Below are 15,058 nucleotides of genomic sequence, written 5' to 3'. Positions count from 1 at the left end.
CGATGACTCAACGCTGGTATCGCTCCAACACCTTGTTGCCCTCGTCGACGAGCCTCTTGGCCGCGTCGTCGATGGTGATCTTATTGGCGTAGAACTCCTGCAGCACCGGGGTAGCGACCTTGCTCTTCCACTCGTCGAACCCGTTCACCTTGAGGAACGGCGCCACGACGAGGTTCTTGGCGGAGGCGGTGGCCACGTTCCAGCCGTTCTCCTCGGTGGTCATCGCCGGGTCGGCGGCGGCCTTCTGGGAGGTCGGCAGCAGCCAGTCCCCCTTGGCGAGCTTGGCCTGGTTCGGGCCGTTCAGGAAGAAGGCGATGAACTTCATGGCCTCGTCCGCGTGCTTGCTGTCCTGCGCGATCGACAGCGTCTGCGAGACCGCCCCCTGCTGGGCGCTGGTGCCCTTCGGCCCGGGCAGCGTCACCCACTCGAACCCGTCGGGCGCCTGCTCGGCGACCTGCTGCCGCAGGAACACGCCGGCGGGCAGCATGGCGAACTTGCCCTTGTAGAAGGCCGGCAGCGGGTCCGCGGTGCCCTGCCCGAGCGCGGCGGGGTCGGCCGACTTGTCCTTGTAGAGCTGGTCGTGGATGCGCTGGAGCACCTCGCGCTCCTCCGGCCCGACCTTGACCGTGGTCTTGCCGTCGGCGCCGGTCTGGAAGAAGGTGCCGCCGAAGTTGAGCGCCAGGTTGAGCGTCTTGTTGACCGGCGACTTCATCGGCCAGGCCACGCCGAACGAGCCGCTCTTGGTCATCTTCTTGGCGGCCTCGGAGAACTCGTCCCACGTCCACGGGTTGTCCGGCGTGGGGACGCGCACGCCGGACTCGCCGAGCAACTTCTTGTTGGCGACGATGACCTGCGACTCCTGCAGGAACGGCACGCCGTAGACCCCTTGCCCGCCCTTGCCGCCGTCGAACGTGACGGTGTCCCAGGCGGCCTGCGGGATGTCGCTCTTCAGCTCGGCGGGCAGCTTGTCCTTCAGGTCGAGCAGGTAGCCGTCGGTGGCGAAGCCGGACAGCGCGGGCGAGTCGTTGTGGATGACGTCGGGCGCGGTGCCGCCGGCGAACTGGGTGACGAGCTGGTCGTTGACGTTGTCCCAGCTGCCCTGGACGTACGTGACCTGGATGTTCGGGTTGGCCTTGTTCCATTCGTCCACGAGCTGCTTGTTCGCGGCGAGGGACTCCTTCTGCCACGCCAGGCTGAGGAAATTGATCTTCACTGGCTCGTTGGAGGAGGACGAGGACCCGCCGTCGCCGCCTCCGCTGCCGCACGCGGCGGCGAGCGCGACGATCGCGGCCGCCGCCAGAGCGGACTTGATTCGCATGTGAGCCTCCTAGCCCTTGACGGCGCCGGCCATCAGGCCGGACTTCAGGCGCCGCTGGATGATTGCGAAGAAGATCAGGCTCGGGATCGTCGCCATGAGCGACGCCGCGGCCAGCGGGCCGAGCCTGGCCACCCCCTCGGGGCCGGTGAACCGCACCAGCGTGAGGGGGAGCGTCATGACGTCGGGGTTCTGCAGGACGACGAGCGCGAACATGAACTCGTTCCACGACGAGATGAACGCGAACAGCAGCGTGGCCACCACGCCCGGCGCCAGCAGCGGCGCCACGACCTTGGCGAGCGAGCGCAGCCGCGTCGCGCCGTCCACGGCCGCGGCCTCCTCCAGCTCGGGCGGCACGGCGCGGACGTACCCCTGCAGCATCCACAAAGCGAACGGCAGCGTGAAGGTCACGTGCACGACCACCAGCCCGGGCAGCGTGTTCACCAGCTCCAGATCCCGCAGGATCATGAAGAGCGGGATGATGATCAGGATGAACGGGAACACCTGGCTGACCAGCACCCACCCGATCGCGATCCGGTTGACCAGGCCGCGGTAGCGGGCGATGGCGTACGCGGCGGGCAGCGAGATCAGCACCGTGATCACGCTGCTGGCCAGCGCCACGCCCAGGCTGCGCGCGGCTGCGCCCACCAGGTCCTGCTCGCCGAAGGCGTCGGTGAAGTTGGCCAGGGTCGGCTCGCGCGGGATCCACGTCGGGTCGGCCAGCGCCATCTCCTGCGGCGTCTTCAGCGCCGTGGACAGCAGCCAGACCAGCGGGAAGGCCAGGAAGACGATGTACGCGACCAGCGCGGCGTACTGCGAAAGACGTTTCACCGGGTCTCCCTCATCTGCCGCCACAGGTACAGCCCGAGCACCGCGAGGACGACGATCGCCATGGCGAGGCCCAGCATCGAGGCGTAGCCGGCGAACCGGTAGCGGAACGCCTCCTCGTAGGCGAACAACATCGGCAGCCGCGTCTGCCCGCCGGGTCCGCCCTGCGTGAGCACGTAGACGAGGCCGAACTGGTTGATGTTCCACACGAAGTCGAGCGAGGTGATCGCCACGATCACGGGCCGGAGCTGCGGCAGCGTGATGTTCCAGAACCGCCGCCAGCGGCCCGCGCCGTCCACCTCGCCGGCCTCGTACAGCTCCTTCGGGATGCCCTGCAGGCCGGCCAGCAGCACGACCGTGGTCTGCGGCATGCCGGTCCAGACGCCCACCACGATGATCGCGGGCAGTGCGAGCGAGAAGTCGGCCAGCCAGTTGATGTCCGTGCCGAGCAGGCTGTTGAGTATGCCCGCGTCCGGGTGGTAGACGAGCTTCCACATCAGGCCGATGACGACCGGCGGCATCGCCCACGGCACCACCGCCAGCACCCGGGCCACGCCCCTGAAGCGCAGGTTCTCGTTGAGCAGCAGCGCCAGCCCGAGCGCGGCGAGGAACTGCAGCACGGTCACCGAGACCGCCCAGATCATGCCGATCCGGAACGACGACCAGAAGTCGGCCGCGGTCAGCAGCTCGCCGAGGTTCTCCAGGCCGACGAAGCTCGTCTCGTGGTTGCGGGTGTTGCGGGCGTCGGTGAAGGCCAGGCCGATGCCGTACAGCAGCGGGCCGACGCTGAAGAGTAAGACCGGCACCAGCGCGGGCAGCATGAGCAGCCACATCTCGCGAGTCCTGCGCGAGATCCGCCCGGGCCGCGCGTGCGGCCGCCGCGGCGGCGCCGGCCTCGTCGCGGTCGTGGTCACGCCCCGCCCCCCTCTGCCCCCACCGTGGAGGCCCGCACCACGAGGCGGGGCGGCACGGTGACCACCCGGGGCTCCCGATCGCCGCCTTGCAGCCGGTCGAGCAACAGCTCGGCGGCGGCCCTGCCGCGCTCGGCCGAGCCGAGCGACACGCTGGTCAGCGCCGGCCAGGAGGCCGCGGCCAGGTCGGTGTCGTCCATGCCGACCACCGCCACGTCGTCCGGCACTGCCCGCCCCGCGGCCCGCAGCACGTCCAGCGCGCCGAGCGCGATCAGGTCGTTGGCGCACATCAGCGCGTCCACGTCGGGCCTCCTGGCGAGCAGCTCCGCCACCGCCCGGCCCCCCTGTGCGCGGTAGAAGTCGCCGATCTGCACGAGGTCCTCGTCGCAGGGCAGGCCGAGGTCGCCGAGCGCCTCCCGGTACGCGGCCCCGCGGGCGGCGCCCGGCACGGTGTCGAGCGGGCCGTTGATCAGGCCGATCCGCCGGCGGCCGAGCGCGTGGAGGTGGTCGACGGCGAGCCTGACGCCGGTACGCGAGTCGGCGCGCACGTTGTCCACCGGCGTCCCCTCGGGCACCGAGCCGATGATCACGACGGGGGCCCTGGCGGCGGCCAGCATCTCGAGATGCGCCTCGGTGACCCGCAGCGGGCTCATGATCAGCCCGTCCACGTACCGCTCGCCCAGGCTGTGCAGCACGTCGATCTCGTCGGCCACGACGGCGTCGGTGGAGTGCAGCACGAGCCGGTAGCCGGCGGCCTTCAGCACGGGCTGGATCTGGCGCAGCATCGCCAGGTAGGCGGGGTTGCCCACGTCGGCCATGGCGAAGGCCACCTGGTGGGTGCGGCGCGACTTGAGCGACCTGGCCACGGCGTTGCGCACGTAGCCGAGCTCGTCGGCGGCCGCCATCACCTTGCGCACCGTCTCCTGCCTGGTCGGCAGGCCGTTCAGCACCCGCGAGACGGAGGCGATCGAGACACCGGCGCGCTCGGCGATCGTGTTGATCGTGGGTCCGTCGGCCACGGCAGTCCTTCCCTTGGCGTAAACGTTGACGACCCCTGGTTCTGTAAACGTTTACGGTGTGGGCCACATGAAACATGGGTGCAACTTGCAGGTCAAGTCACGATCGCATAACACCAGGTCAGCAGCCCGAAAGGCAACCGCCGTCCCTCGCGCGCGCGAGGGACGGCGGTCTCGGTGCAAGATCAGTCGCGTGCCGGCTCCGGCTCCGGCACCGGAGCGGCCGGAACCGGGAGCCGGACCATGGCGCGAATGGCGGGGGAACCGGCGAGCGTCACCACGGCGGCCAGCACCGCCGGGATGATCAGTGCGACCGGCAGCGACGTGGCCTCCGCCACGAACCCCAGCACCGCCGGCCCCAGCAGCAGCCCGCTGTAGCCGAACGCCGTCACCATGGCCAGCGCCCGCCCGACCCGCCCGCCGGCCGCCCCGACCGCGCTGAACAGCACCGGCACCACGGTGGCCAGCCCCACGCCGGCCAGCGCCCATCCGGTCCACGCGCACGCCACCTGGAGCGCCTGCGGGGCCATGGGTGCGACGAGGACGAGCACGTACCCCGCCGTGGCGAAGATCCCGGCCAGCCGGATGGTGAGCACGGACCCGAGCCTGGCCCGGATCGGGTCACCCAGCAGCCGCACGGTCGTCATGTCCACGGAGAAGATCGTGTACGCGAGCGGCGCCATGGCCGGGTCGGTCTCCAGCACCCAGCGCGCGTGCAGCGCGGCCCAGTCGATGGCCGCCCCCTCGCTCAGGTGCCCGGCGAACGCGGCCAGCCCGAGCAGCGCGATCAGCCCCCACTTCAGCGAGGAGCCGCCCTGCTGGGCCGCGGAGCCGGCGGAGTCGTGCGCGGGCGGGTCGGGCAACAGCAGCCGCGCCGCCGGGACGTACAGGAACGGCACCACCAGCGCCGCCACGATCAGCAGCGCCTGCGCGTCCACGCCGGCCTGCAGGATCAGGGACGTCAGCCCGCCCCCTGCGGCCCCGCCCAGGCTCCACGTCCCGTGGAAGGCCGAGATGATCGGCCGCCCGTAGCGGCGCTCGACCTCGACGGAGTGGGCGTTCATGGCGACCTCGGTCACCCCCAGGCCGATCCCGAACACGACCGCGAGCACCACCAAGGTCCAGTACGAGGACGCGAGAGCCGGCCCGAGCAGCACCAGACCGGAGAAGGGCCCGGCGATCCAGCACACCCGGCGGCTCCCCCACCGGTCCACCATCGGCCCGGCCGCCAGCATCGACACCAGCGCGCCGCCCGAGATCAGCAGCAGGACGCTGCCCAGCCGGGCGGGGCCGAGGCCGAGCCGGTCGTTCAGCGACGGCAGCCCGGCCGCCCACAAGCCCATCACAAGACCGGCCAGGAAGAAGAATCCGAAAACTCCGGCACGTGCACGTCTGGCGTCAATAAGGCTTTTGTTCACAGCCAGAGCATAACAGTTTGCTCGGGGCCAGAGCATAGGGTGGGCTATGTGAATGGAGCCACGACCAGCGTCGAACTCCGCGCGCACAACCGCGTCAGGCTGCTGCGTGCCGTGCATGACTGCGGGGCCGCCCGCACCCGGTCACAACTGACCCGCGACCTGCGGCTGGCGCGCGGGACGGCGTCGGTGCTCGTCGCCGGGCTGGTGGAGGACGAACTGCTGCACGAGGAGCCCGCGCCGGAGCACGGCCGGGGGCGGCCGACGCAGGTGCCGGGCCCGCATCCGCGCGGCCCCCTCGCCCTGGCGGTGGACGTACGCGAGGACGCCTGGGAGCTGGCGGCGTGCGAGCTGGGCGGACGGGTGACGGTGCTGGCCACGCGGCCCCATGACGGCACCCCGGAAGGCGCGCTCGGCCCCTTGGGCGAGGCCATCGCCGCCGAGCGCGAACGGCTCGGCGACCGGGTCGTCGGCATCGGCGTGGCACTGGCCGGCCCGGTCCGGCACGGCGGCCTGGTGGACATCGCCCACCTCGGCTGGCGTTCAGCGGACGTGCCCCGCCTGCTGCGCCTGCACGGGCGGGCCGGCGGCCCCACGGGCGAGCACGGGCGGGATGGCGGCCCCACGGGCGAGCACGGGCGGGACGGCGGCCCCACGGGCGAGCACGGCCTCACCGGCGATCGGGAGTCCGGCGTGCACGTGGCGGGCGGCGGCGTGCCGCTCGTCGTGGGCAACGACACCGCGTTCGCGGCGCTGGCCGAGGCCCGGCGCGGGCGGCTGCAGGGCGTGCGCGTGGGCCTGCACCTGCACGTCGACTTCGACCTGGGCGGCGTGCTGGTCGTGGACGGCCGGCCGCTGGGCGGCGCGAGCGGCACGGGTGCCGAGTTCGGCCACATGCCGCTGACCGGCGGCGACCGTCCCTGCAAGTGCGGCGCGATCGGCTGCTGGGGCCTAGACGTCGGCGCGAACGCGCTCCTGCGCCACGTCGGCCTCGCCTACGGCGGCGGCAGGGGCCGTGAGCAGGCCGAGCACGTGCTGGCCACGAGCCGGGAGGCGGTGGCCAGGAACGCCCGCGCCCTGGGCCGCGGCATCGCCGCTCTCGTCAACGCCCACGACCCCGAGGCGGTCACCCTGTCGGGCCACGGCGTCGAGCTGTACGAGCGGGCCGGTGACGTCCTCATGGCCGCCTGCGAGCCGGGCCTGATGGCGATCCGCCGCGACCATCCGCCCCGCGTCGAGGGCTCGGCCCTGGGCTGGCGCGGCTCGCTCCTGGGCGCCATGGAGTCGGTCTTCGACGCCTTCCTCACCCCGGAGGGCCTGGACCGGTGGCGCGCGAACCACCCCGGACAGGGCCACGACACGCCAGATCGGCAAAATGTGATGAATTCCACGCTGAGCGGGCAAAAGCCAACCTGACCCCCACCTTGGCGCATCTCGTACGCGATCTTGCCGGGTCGCGCAGCGAGCCTGACCCCATGGAGAGTCCGACGCGCGAAAGAATCACGACCGAGGGACGTGACGCGTGAATCTCGAGCTCGCTCTCCGCATGACCGAGGCGGCCGTGAGGCAGGCGCTCAGGGAAGGTGCGTCGATCTCTCCGTCGCGGTCGTCGACGACGGTGGAAATCTGGTGTCTTTCCAGCGTATGGAGGGTGCGGAGATCTCCGGGCCGTTGCTCGCGCCGGGCAAGGCGTACACCTCGGTGGCCCTGCGCAGGAGCACCGCCGGCCTCGCCGGGGAAATGACCGCGGGCGGGGACCTCGCCGGCCTGGCGGGGAGCGGTTTTGTCGGCGTTGGAGGTGGCATCCCGCTGTGGGCGGACTACGGTGAGGGAGAACGCGTGGTCGGCGGCATAGGGGTCAGTGGAGGCACGGTCGCGCAGGACGTGGCGTGTGCCGAAGCGGCCGCGTTGGTGTGGCGGACGCGTTGAGCGGGCGCTTTCCGCAACACGAACCGCTGGTATCCGCCATGATTAGCCACTGCACCACGGGTAACAGAAAACCCGATCGTAAAACTCCCCGAGGAGAGAACAGAGATGGCACTTCCCACCCTCACCCCCGAGCAGCGTCAGGCGGCTCTGGCGAAGGCCGCCGAGGCTCGCGCCGCCCGCACGGCCCTGCTGGCGAAGGTCAAGGCCGGCGAGATGACGTTCTCACAGCTGCTGGAGCGCGACGACGACATCGCGAAGAAGATCAAGGTGTCGCAGGCGCTGCGTGCCGTGAAGGGCGTCGGCCCGGCCAAGGCCACCGCGCTGATGGAGGAGGCGGGCGTCGACGAGAAGCGCCGCCTCGGCGGCCTGGGCGCCCAGCAGCGCAAGAAGCTGGTCGAGGCGCTCGGCTAAACACCGGGCGGCCAGGTCCGCGCGCAGCGCCGCGCGGACCGGCCGGCGTTCCCTCAGCCAGGCAGGAGGGGCCGGGAGAGCGGCGAGCCGCCCCGCTCTCGTCCGGCGGGCCGGCCGGGGGATTCAGGAACGCAGGTAGGCCAGTACGGCGAGCACCCGGCGATGCTGATCACTGTCCTCCGCGTAGAGACCGAGCTTGTTGAAGATGCTCCTGATGTGCTTCTCGACGGCTCCGTCACTGATCACGAGCTGCCGCCCGATGGCCGGATTGGACTTCCCCTCGGCCATCAGCTCGAGCACCTCGCGCTCGCGCGGCGTCAGCTGCGCCAACGGGTCGTCCTTGCGCCTGCGCACCATCAACTGGGACACCACCTGCGGATCGAACACGGTCCCGCCCGCGGCGACCCGCCGCAGGCCTTCCAGGAACTCGTCCACGTCGACGACCCGGTCCTTCAGCAGGTAGCCCACTGCGCCGCGGGCGTCGGCGAGCAGGTCGTCGGCGTAGGAGACCTCGACGTACTGCGAGAGGATCAGCACGGGCGCCCCGGGCACCATGCGACGGGCCTCGACCGCCGCCTTGAGCCCCTCGTCGGTGAACGACGGCGGCATCCGCACGTCGACCACCGACACGTCGGGCCTGTGCTCGGCGATCGCCCGGACGAGGGCGTCACCGTCCCCGACGGTCGCGACCACCTCGCAGCCGAACTCCTCCAGGAGCCTGACCAGGCCCTCCCTGATCAGCACTGCGTCATCGGCCACGACTACCCGCACGGCACCTCCGCCACGATCAACGTCGGCCCGCCGTCCGGCGACTGTACGGTCAGCTCCCCGTCGACCGCGCGGAGCCGGTCGGCCAGTCCGGCGAGACCGTGTCCCTTGGCGACGTGCGCGCCGCCGACCCCATCATCCCCGATCGTGAGCATGAGTACGTCGCCGATGCGGGACAGCTGGACCGTGCAGATGGTGGCGCGGCTGTGCTTGGCCACGTTGGTGAGGGTCTCGGCGCAGACGAAGTAGACGGCGTTCTCGACCGCCGCCTGATAGCGCTCGACGGTCTGCACGTCCAGGTCCACGGGGACCGTGCAGCGGCCGGCCAGGGCGGCCAGGGCGGGCGCGAGGCCCCGGTCGGACAGGATGGGCGGGGCGATGCCGCGCGAGAGCGCGCGCAGCTCGTCGAGCGTCTCGCGGGTGGCGGCGATCGCGGACTTGATCGTGGCCTGGGCCGCCTCGGGGTCCTTGGCGAGCTGCCGTTGCGCCCTGGACAGCTCCATGGCGAGCGAGACCAGCCGTTGCTGGGGGCCGTCGTGGATGTCGCGCTCCAGCTTGCGCAGCGCGTTGGCCTCGGCCGACACGGCGGCGGCCCGGCCCTGGGCCAGGTCGTCGATGCGCTCCTGCAGCTCGGCCACGCCGGTCAGCAGCGCCCGGCCGAGCCCGGCCCTGATCAGCGCGGCCCCGCGCACCACGAACGGCATGATCAGGGTGAAGAACAGGCCGACGGAGACGTAGAAGATCGAGTTGACGAGGTAGCCGTCGCCGAGGCCGAGCAGTTGGGGCAGTTCCTCGTTGCCGGGGATGCGCGAGGTGATGATGCCGTACAACGGGTACGTCAGCCCGGCCAGCGGGATCGCCCAGAACACGACGGTGAGCACGAAGGACAGGATCGCGAACGGGAAGACGATGATCCCGTGCAGCAGGTCGAGCCAGGACTGGCCGCTCATCAGCGGGTTGACGATCCTGCGGAAGCGGCCCGCGCCGGGTGGGGCGGGCTTGTAGCGCGGCCGTACGGGCGGCCGCTTGAGCACGTCGGACAGCCAGCCGCGCTCCGCGTCGGCGAAACCGCGCGCGACCATCAGCGTGCCGGCCAGCAGCGGCACCCCGATCCAGATCACCACCGTGCCGACTCCGGCGGCGAAACCGGCGATCATGAGCACGAAGCCGATGACGGCCGTGGGGAAGCCGACCAGCGTGTAGCGGGTGTCGAGAAGGACACGCCTCATCAGGGAGCGCATGACCTTCACCGTAAGTCGTCACCCCGCGCATGACGAGAAGGTGCGCCGGTGTCCGGGGGTGGGGCCAGCCCTACCACGGGCAGTGGTGCGATCTTGACCCCAGGAGGGCGGCTCGCGTCAGTGTGCCGAAGCCTCGTGGACGGGAGCCTGGAGCCATCCGCTCCCTGTGAAACGAGGCCCCCCATGACCGTCCTGCTGGACCGCCCGGTCTCCGTAACCGCGAAGGCGCTCCCCAAGGCCCGGGACCCGTTCATCGACCTGCTGCGCGTGGCGGGCATGGCGCTCATCGTCTTCCAGCACTGGACGATCCCGGTGCTGGCCTATGACGGAGTCCGGCTGACCACGGGCAACGCGTTGTCCTCCCCGGGCGTGTGGGTGGTGACGTGGCTCAGCCAGGTCATGCCGCTGGTGTTCTTCGCGGGCGGCGCGGCGAACGCGATCAGCTTCGGCCGGTCGGCCGGGGGCGCGCCGCGGTGGCTGGCGGCGCGGCTGCGGCGGCTGGCCTGGCCGCTGCTGCCGCTGGCGGCCGTGTGGATCCCGCTCCCCCACGTGCTGCTCACCTTCGGCGTGCCGGAGCAGCCGCTGGAGGTGGGGGCGCGGCTGACGGGGCAGCTGCTGTGGTTCCTCGCCGTGTACCTGATCGCGGTCCTCGCGACCCCGTACGCGCTGCGCCTGCACGAGCGGCACGGGCTCCTCGTCCCCGCGGCGCTGGCGGCCGGAGCGGTGGTGACGGACGTGGCGCGGTTCTCGACCGGGTTCGAGCCGATCGGCTACCTGAACGTCGTGTTCGTGTGGCTGGCCGTGCACCAGCTCGGCTTCTTCTACGCAACGGGCCGGCTGCGGCGGCCCGTTGCTCTGGCCACGGGCGGGTTCGGCGCGGCGGCGCTGCTGGTGGCGTTCGGGCCGTACCCGGGCAGCATGATCGGGCTGCCGGGCGCCGAGGTGTCGAACATGGCGCCGCCCACACTCGCCATGCTGGCCGTGGGCGCCGGGCAGGTCGGGCTGGCCGCGCTGCTGCGGCCGTGGCTGGTGCGGCTGCCCACGGGCCGGCTGCTGGACTGGGCGGGGCCGCGGATCATGACGGTGTACCTGTGGCACATGCCGGCCCTGTTCGTGGTGACCGGCCTCGTGGTCGTGCTGCTGCGGATCGGCACTCCGGTGCCGGGCAGCGCGTTCTGGTGGGCCGGGTGGCCGCTCTGGTTCGGGCTGCTTTGCCTGGTCATGTGGCCGCTGGTCAAGCTGTTCGCCAGGTTCGAGACGCCGCCCGCGCTGCCGTACGGCGCCGCCGGGTGGACCGGCATGCTGGCGGCGTCGGCGCTGGTCGGCGGCGGGATGCTGACGCTCACCGTGGGCGGGTTCGCGCCCGGCGGCGGGCCGTTCCTCGCGGTGCTGGCGCTGCTGGGCGGGCTGCTGATGACCGCGCCGCGGGCGCAGGCGTGACCGGATCCGGCGCGCCGGCTTTACGCGAGATGGCCGCGAGCGGTCCGACCATCGTGCAAACTTCGGCAGGATAGGTATGTGAGCCTACTTGTTGACCGCCTGCCCGAGGAGATCGACGCCGATCCCGACGCCATCTTCGACGCGTTCGTCCAGTGGAACTCCGAACGGGGGCTCACGCTCTATCCCGCCCAGGAGGAGGCGCTCATCGAGGTCGTCTCCGGCAGCAACCTGATCCTGGCCACGCCGACGGGCTCGGGCAAGTCGCTGGTGGCCGCCGGCGCCCACTTCGCCGCGCTGACGCGCGACATGCGCACCTTCTACACCGCGCCGATCAAGGCGCTGGTGTCGGAGAAGTTCTTCGACCTGTGCGCGATCTTCGGCACCGAGAACGTCGGCATGATGACCGGCGACGCCAGCGTCAACCCGGGCGCGCCGATCATCTGCTGCACGGCCGAGATCCTGGCCAACGTGGCGCTGCGCGACGGCGCCGCCGCCGACATCGGCCAGGTCGTGATGGACGAGTTCCACTTCTACGCCGAGGCGGACCGCGGGTGGGCGTGGCAGGTGCCGCTCCTGGAGCTGCCGAACGTGCAGTTCATCCTGATGTCGGCCACGCTCGGCGACGTGGCGATGTTCGAGCGCGACCTGACCCGGCGCACCGGGCGGCCGACGTCCGTGGTCAAGCACGCCGAGCGGCCCGTGCCGCTGGTCTACTCCTACCGGATGACCCCGCTGCACGAGACGCTGGAGGAGATGCTCAAGACCGGGCAGGCGCCCGTCTACGTCGTGCACTTCACCCAGGCGGCGGCGATGGAGCGGGCCCAGTCGCTGATGTCGATCAACATGGCGACGAAGGCCGAGAAGGAGGCCATCGCCACGATGATCGGCGGATTCCGCTTCACGACCCGGTTCGGGCGGGCGCTGTCGCGGCTCGTCCGCCACGGGATCGGCGTGCATCACGCCGGCATGCTGCCGAAATACCGGCGCCTGGTGGAGCGGCTGGCCCAGGCGGGCCTGCTGAAGGTCATCTGCGGCACCGACACGCTGGGCGTCGGCGTCAACGTGCCGATCAGGACGGTGCTGTTCACGGCATTGTCGAAGTACGACGGCAACAAGGTGCGCCGCCTGCGCGCCCGCGAGTTCCACCAGATCGCCGGCCGGGCGGGCCGGGCCGGCTTCGACACGATCGGCTACGTCGCCTGCCAGGCCCCCGAGCACGACATCGAGAACGCCAAGGCGCTGGCCAAGATCGGCGACGACCCGAAGCGGCGGCGCGGCTACGCCCGCAAGAAGCCGCCGGAGGGCTTCGTCGGCTGGAGCGAGGACACCTTCCAGAAGCTGCAGGAGGCCGAGCCCGAGCCGCTCACCTCCCGCTTCAAGGTCACCAACGCGATGCTGCTGGCGGTCATCAACCGGCCGGGTGACTGCTTCCAGGCGATGAAGCACCTGCTGACCGACAACCACGAGGACCGCAAGTGGCAGCGGCGGCACATCAGCCAGGCCATCGCCATCTACCGGTCGCTGCTGGCCGGGGGCATCGTGGAGCAGTTCGACGAGCCGGACGAGAGCGGCCGCCGGGCCCGGCTGACGATCGACCTTCAGGAGGACTTCGCGCTCAACCAGGCGCTGTCGACGTTCGCGCTGGCCGCGTTCGACCTGCTGGACCGGGAGTCGCCGTCGTACGCGCTGGACATGGTCTCGATCGTCGAGTCCATCCTCGACGACCCCCGCCAGATCCTCTCGGCCCAGCTGAAGAAGGCCAGGGGCGAGGCGGTCGCGCAGATGAAGGCCGACGGCATCGAGTACGAAGAGCGCATGGAGCAGCTGGCCGAGGTCATGTACCCGATGCCGCTGGAGGACCTGCTGCTCGGCGCCTACGAGACCTACCGGCGCGGGCACCCGTGGGTGGGCGACTACACGGTCAGCCCGAAGTCGGTGGTGCGGGACATGTACGAGCGGGCCATGACGTTCGGCGACTACATCCAGTTCTACGAGCTGGCCCGGTCCGAGGGCACGGTGCTGCGTTACCTGGCCGACGCCTACCGGACGCTGTCGCGGACGGTGCCCGAGCACCTCAAGACCGAGGACCTCGTCGATCTGATCGAGTGGCTGGGCGAGCTGGTCCGGCAGGTGGACTCGTCGCTGATCGACGAGTGGGAGAAGCTGACCAACCCGGCGGCGGCGCTGGAGCAGCATGAGCAGCTCGAGGCCAAGGTACGCCCGGTCACGGCCAATCCGCGGGCCTTCCGCGTGCTGGTGCGCAACGCCATGTTCCGGCTGGTCGAGCTGTGCGCCCTGGAGAAGGAGGAGGAGCTGGAGGAGCTGGCTCCGGACGTGGACTGGGGGGCGGCGCTGGACGCCTACTACGCCGACCACGAGGAGATCTTCACCGACGCCGACGCGCGCGGGCCCGCGCTGCTGCGGATCGCGGAGGAGAGCGGGCTGTGGAAGGTCCGCCAGACGATCAAGGATCCGGCCGGCGACGGCGACTGGGGCATCGACGCCCAGGTGGACCTGGCCGCGTCGGACGAGGAGGGCCGGGCCGTCCTGCACGTGCAGGGGCTCAACCGGCTGTGAGATGACAAGCCGTGTGCCGGAACGGACTGGCAAGGGCGTCCCGGCACACGCCTGTCTGCATTCAGTTTCTTTCTTCCAACGTCGGTGTCGTGTCATGACAATGTCCCAAGATCGAGACATTTGATGACATCAGCAGTTGGCGATGGTGCAGATCTTGGCAAGCAGGCGCTTGGTGTCCTTGATCTGCTGCTCGTAGTCCGGCGAAGCCGGCTTGCCCCACTCACCGGCCACGGTGTAGATGATCAGGGCGTTCGCGCGCCGGGTCACGACGGCCCGCTCGCCGCCGACGGCCGCCTTCTTGCCCTGGTAGGCCTGGCCGCTGATCTTCAGCGCCTTGTCGCCGAGGCCGGTCGTGCCGGCGCTGTAGCGGTATCCGGCTCTGCGGCAGGACCGCGCCGCGGCCTCCAGGTCCCGCAGGACCTTGCCCGCGGCCGCCGGGGTCGAGTAGAGGATGACCTGCTCCGACTTGGAGAAGTCGGGCACCCCCGTGAACGTGAGCGTCCTGGCCGCCTTGCGCCCGCTCTGGCCGAGCTTGGCCTTCCCACACGGGTTGACGACGAGCGCGGCCGACTTCTTGCTGCTCGCGGACCAGTTCGTCTCGGGGTCGTCGTCCTTGGTGGCGGCCGCCTTCTCGTACAGCAGGACGTTGTTCGGGATGGCGACGGCGGCCGCCAGTAACAGTGCGATCATGGGACAAAATAGTAGGGGTGAGTGACGAAGAGATCAGGCGCGTCCTCGGGCTGCTCTACCAGGAAGACACGTTGCGGGCCTTCGCCTCCCTGGTGCTCGGCGACGCCGGCGGGCTCTCCCCCAAGGTGCTCCACAAGCTGGCCGGCGGCGGGCTGGCGGCGCGGGACGAGAGCGGCACGTGGCGGGCGACGCCCGAGCGCTTCAGGGAGCTGTTGCGGGCGCGGGCCGAGCCGGCCGTGGAGCTGAGCGCGGAGGAGCGGGTGCTGCGCACGTTCCTGGTGGAAGGGCGGCTGACGACCCTGGCGATGCGCCGCGACAAGCGGCTCGTGGTGCTGCGTTACATCGCCAGGGTCTTCGAGCCCGGGGTGCGCTATCCCGAGAAGGCCGTCAACGTGGCGCTGCGGGCCTTCCACGACGACTACGCGGCCCTGCGGCGCTACCTGGTGGACGAGGAGCTGCTGTCCAGGGAGGACAACGTCTACTGGCGCAGCGGCGGCCCCGTGGACATGTAGCCCGT

General features: G+C 71.0%; 14 protein-coding genes. 6 read left to right on the top strand and 8 right to left on the bottom strand.

All coding sequences use genetic code 11. The features are described from left to right. Nucleotides 1-7: 7 nt before the first annotated feature. The 5 genes from ACIBX3_RS31600 to ACIBX3_RS31580 all read right to left on the bottom strand — a co-directional run bounded on the left by ACIBX3_RS31600 (nucleotide 8) and on the right by ACIBX3_RS31580 (nucleotide 5,524). A complete protein-coding gene (locus ACIBX3_RS31600; protein WP_397123328.1) occupies nucleotides 8-1,318 on the bottom strand; it encodes an ABC transporter substrate-binding protein in 1,311 nt (436 codons plus the stop codon). Nucleotides 1,319-1,327: 9 nt separating this feature from the next. Then, a complete protein-coding gene (locus ACIBX3_RS31595; RefSeq protein WP_397123326.1) occupies nucleotides 1,328-2,146 on the bottom strand; it encodes a carbohydrate ABC transporter permease in 819 nt (272 codons plus the stop codon). Beyond that, nucleotides 2,143-3,057 carry a carbohydrate ABC transporter permease gene (locus ACIBX3_RS31590; protein WP_397123324.1) on the bottom strand — a complete coding sequence of 305 codons (915 nt, stop codon included), beginning with the start codon at nucleotides 3,055-3,057 and terminating at the stop codon, nucleotides 2,143-2,145. Before ACIBX3_RS31590 ends, ACIBX3_RS31595 begins: the two co-directional genes overlap by 4 nt. Beyond that, on the bottom strand, nucleotides 3,054-4,073 hold the full coding sequence (locus tag ACIBX3_RS31585; protein ID WP_397123322.1) for a LacI family DNA-binding transcriptional regulator: 1,020 nt from the start codon (nucleotides 4,071-4,073) through the stop codon (nucleotides 3,054-3,056). Before ACIBX3_RS31585 ends, ACIBX3_RS31590 begins: the two co-directional genes overlap by 4 nt. Nucleotides 4,074-4,255: 182 nt before the next feature. Next, entirely contained in the window at nucleotides 4,256-5,524 is a 1,269-nt protein-coding gene (locus tag ACIBX3_RS31580; RefSeq protein WP_397123320.1) for an MFS transporter, read from the bottom strand. A 12-nt stretch (nucleotides 5,525-5,536) separates the two neighbouring features. On the opposite strand from ACIBX3_RS31580, the gene ACIBX3_RS31575 reads away from it, so the two are divergent. The 3 genes from ACIBX3_RS31575 to mihF all read left to right on the top strand — a co-directional run bounded on the left by ACIBX3_RS31575 (nucleotide 5,537) and on the right by mihF (nucleotide 7,825). After that, a complete protein-coding gene (locus ACIBX3_RS31575) occupies nucleotides 5,537-6,901 on the top strand; it encodes an ROK family protein (protein ID WP_397123318.1) in 1,365 nt (454 codons plus the stop codon). Between the two features lie 213 nt (nucleotides 6,902-7,114). Then, the gene (locus tag ACIBX3_RS31570; protein ID WP_397123316.1) at nucleotides 7,115-7,414 is read left to right on the top strand and encodes a heme-binding protein; all 300 of its coding nucleotides are present in this window, start codon (nucleotides 7,115-7,117) and stop codon (nucleotides 7,412-7,414) included. A gap of 105 nt (nucleotides 7,415-7,519) precedes the next feature. After that, nucleotides 7,520-7,825: an integration host factor, actinobacterial type gene (gene mihF, locus ACIBX3_RS31565; RefSeq protein ID WP_127934572.1), complete on the top strand. Its 306-nt coding sequence runs from the start codon at nucleotides 7,520-7,522 to the stop codon at nucleotides 7,823-7,825. 123 nt (nucleotides 7,826-7,948) lie between these two features. On the opposite strand, the gene ACIBX3_RS31560 is transcribed toward mihF, so the two are convergent. Both ACIBX3_RS31560 and ACIBX3_RS31555 read right to left on the bottom strand, forming a co-directional pair. After that, nucleotides 7,949-8,596: a response regulator gene (locus tag ACIBX3_RS31560; protein WP_397123314.1), complete on the bottom strand. Its 648-nt coding sequence runs from the start codon at nucleotides 8,594-8,596 to the stop codon at nucleotides 7,949-7,951. Then, entirely contained in the window at nucleotides 8,587-9,834 is a 1,248-nt protein-coding gene (locus ACIBX3_RS31555; RefSeq protein ID WP_397123312.1) for a sensor histidine kinase, read from the bottom strand. The genes ACIBX3_RS31560 and ACIBX3_RS31555 overlap by 10 nt, the downstream gene beginning before the upstream one ends. 183 nt (nucleotides 9,835-10,017) lie before the next feature. Between ACIBX3_RS31555 and ACIBX3_RS31550 the strand changes: the two genes are divergently transcribed. Together ACIBX3_RS31550 and ACIBX3_RS31545 are read left to right on the top strand one after the other, a co-directional pair. Further along, the gene (locus tag ACIBX3_RS31550; protein WP_397123310.1) at nucleotides 10,018-11,274 is read left to right on the top strand and encodes an acyltransferase; all 1,257 of its coding nucleotides are present in this window, start codon (nucleotides 10,018-10,020) and stop codon (nucleotides 11,272-11,274) included. A gap of 78 nt (nucleotides 11,275-11,352) precedes the next feature. Continuing rightward, nucleotides 11,353-13,851 carry a DEAD/DEAH box helicase gene (locus ACIBX3_RS31545; RefSeq protein ID WP_397123308.1) on the top strand — a complete coding sequence of 833 codons (2,499 nt, stop codon included), beginning with the start codon at nucleotides 11,353-11,355 and terminating at the stop codon, nucleotides 13,849-13,851. Between the two features lie 129 nt (nucleotides 13,852-13,980). Here the strand turns inward: ACIBX3_RS31545 and ACIBX3_RS31540 are convergent, their stop codons facing one another. Continuing rightward, the gene (locus ACIBX3_RS31540) at nucleotides 13,981-14,541 is read right to left on the bottom strand and encodes a hypothetical protein (RefSeq protein ID WP_397123306.1); all 561 of its coding nucleotides are present in this window, start codon (nucleotides 14,539-14,541) and stop codon (nucleotides 13,981-13,983) included. Between the two features lie 17 nt (nucleotides 14,542-14,558). Between ACIBX3_RS31540 and ACIBX3_RS31535 the strand changes: the two genes are divergently transcribed. Further along, nucleotides 14,559-15,053: a DUF2087 domain-containing protein gene (locus ACIBX3_RS31535; protein WP_397123304.1), complete on the top strand. Its 495-nt coding sequence runs from the start codon at nucleotides 14,559-14,561 to the stop codon at nucleotides 15,051-15,053. Nucleotides 15,054-15,058 lie beyond the last annotated feature (5 nt).

Origin of the sequence: Nonomuraea sp. NPDC049480 (assembly GCF_044465905.1) — a bacterium.
In the GTDB taxonomy this organism is placed as follows: domain Bacteria; phylum Actinomycetota; class Actinomycetes; order Streptosporangiales; family Streptosporangiaceae; genus Nonomuraea.
The sequence above is the reverse complement of the archived record's forward strand: the minus strand, read 5'-3'. Positions and strand labels throughout refer to the sequence as shown.

Coding starts and splice junctions, on each gene's coding strand:
- ACIBX3_RS31540 (WP_397123306.1), bottom strand. CDS start 14,541: ATGATCGCACTGTTACTGGCGGCCGCCGTCGCCATCCCGAACAACGTC.
- ACIBX3_RS31580 (WP_397123320.1), bottom strand. CDS start 5,524: ATGCTCTGGCCCCGAGCAAACTGTTATGCTCTGGCTGTGAACAAAAGC.
- ACIBX3_RS31550 (WP_397123310.1), top strand. CDS start 10,018: ATGACCGTCCTGCTGGACCGCCCGGTCTCCGTAACCGCGAAGGCGCTC.
- ACIBX3_RS31600 (WP_397123328.1), bottom strand. CDS start 1,318: ATGCGAATCAAGTCCGCTCTGGCGGCGGCCGCGATCGTCGCGCTCGCC.
- mihF (WP_127934572.1), top strand. CDS start 7,520: ATGGCACTTCCCACCCTCACCCCCGAGCAGCGTCAGGCGGCTCTGGCG.
- ACIBX3_RS31555 (WP_397123312.1), bottom strand. CDS start 9,834: ATGCGCTCCCTGATGAGGCGTGTCCTTCTCGACACCCGCTACACGCTG.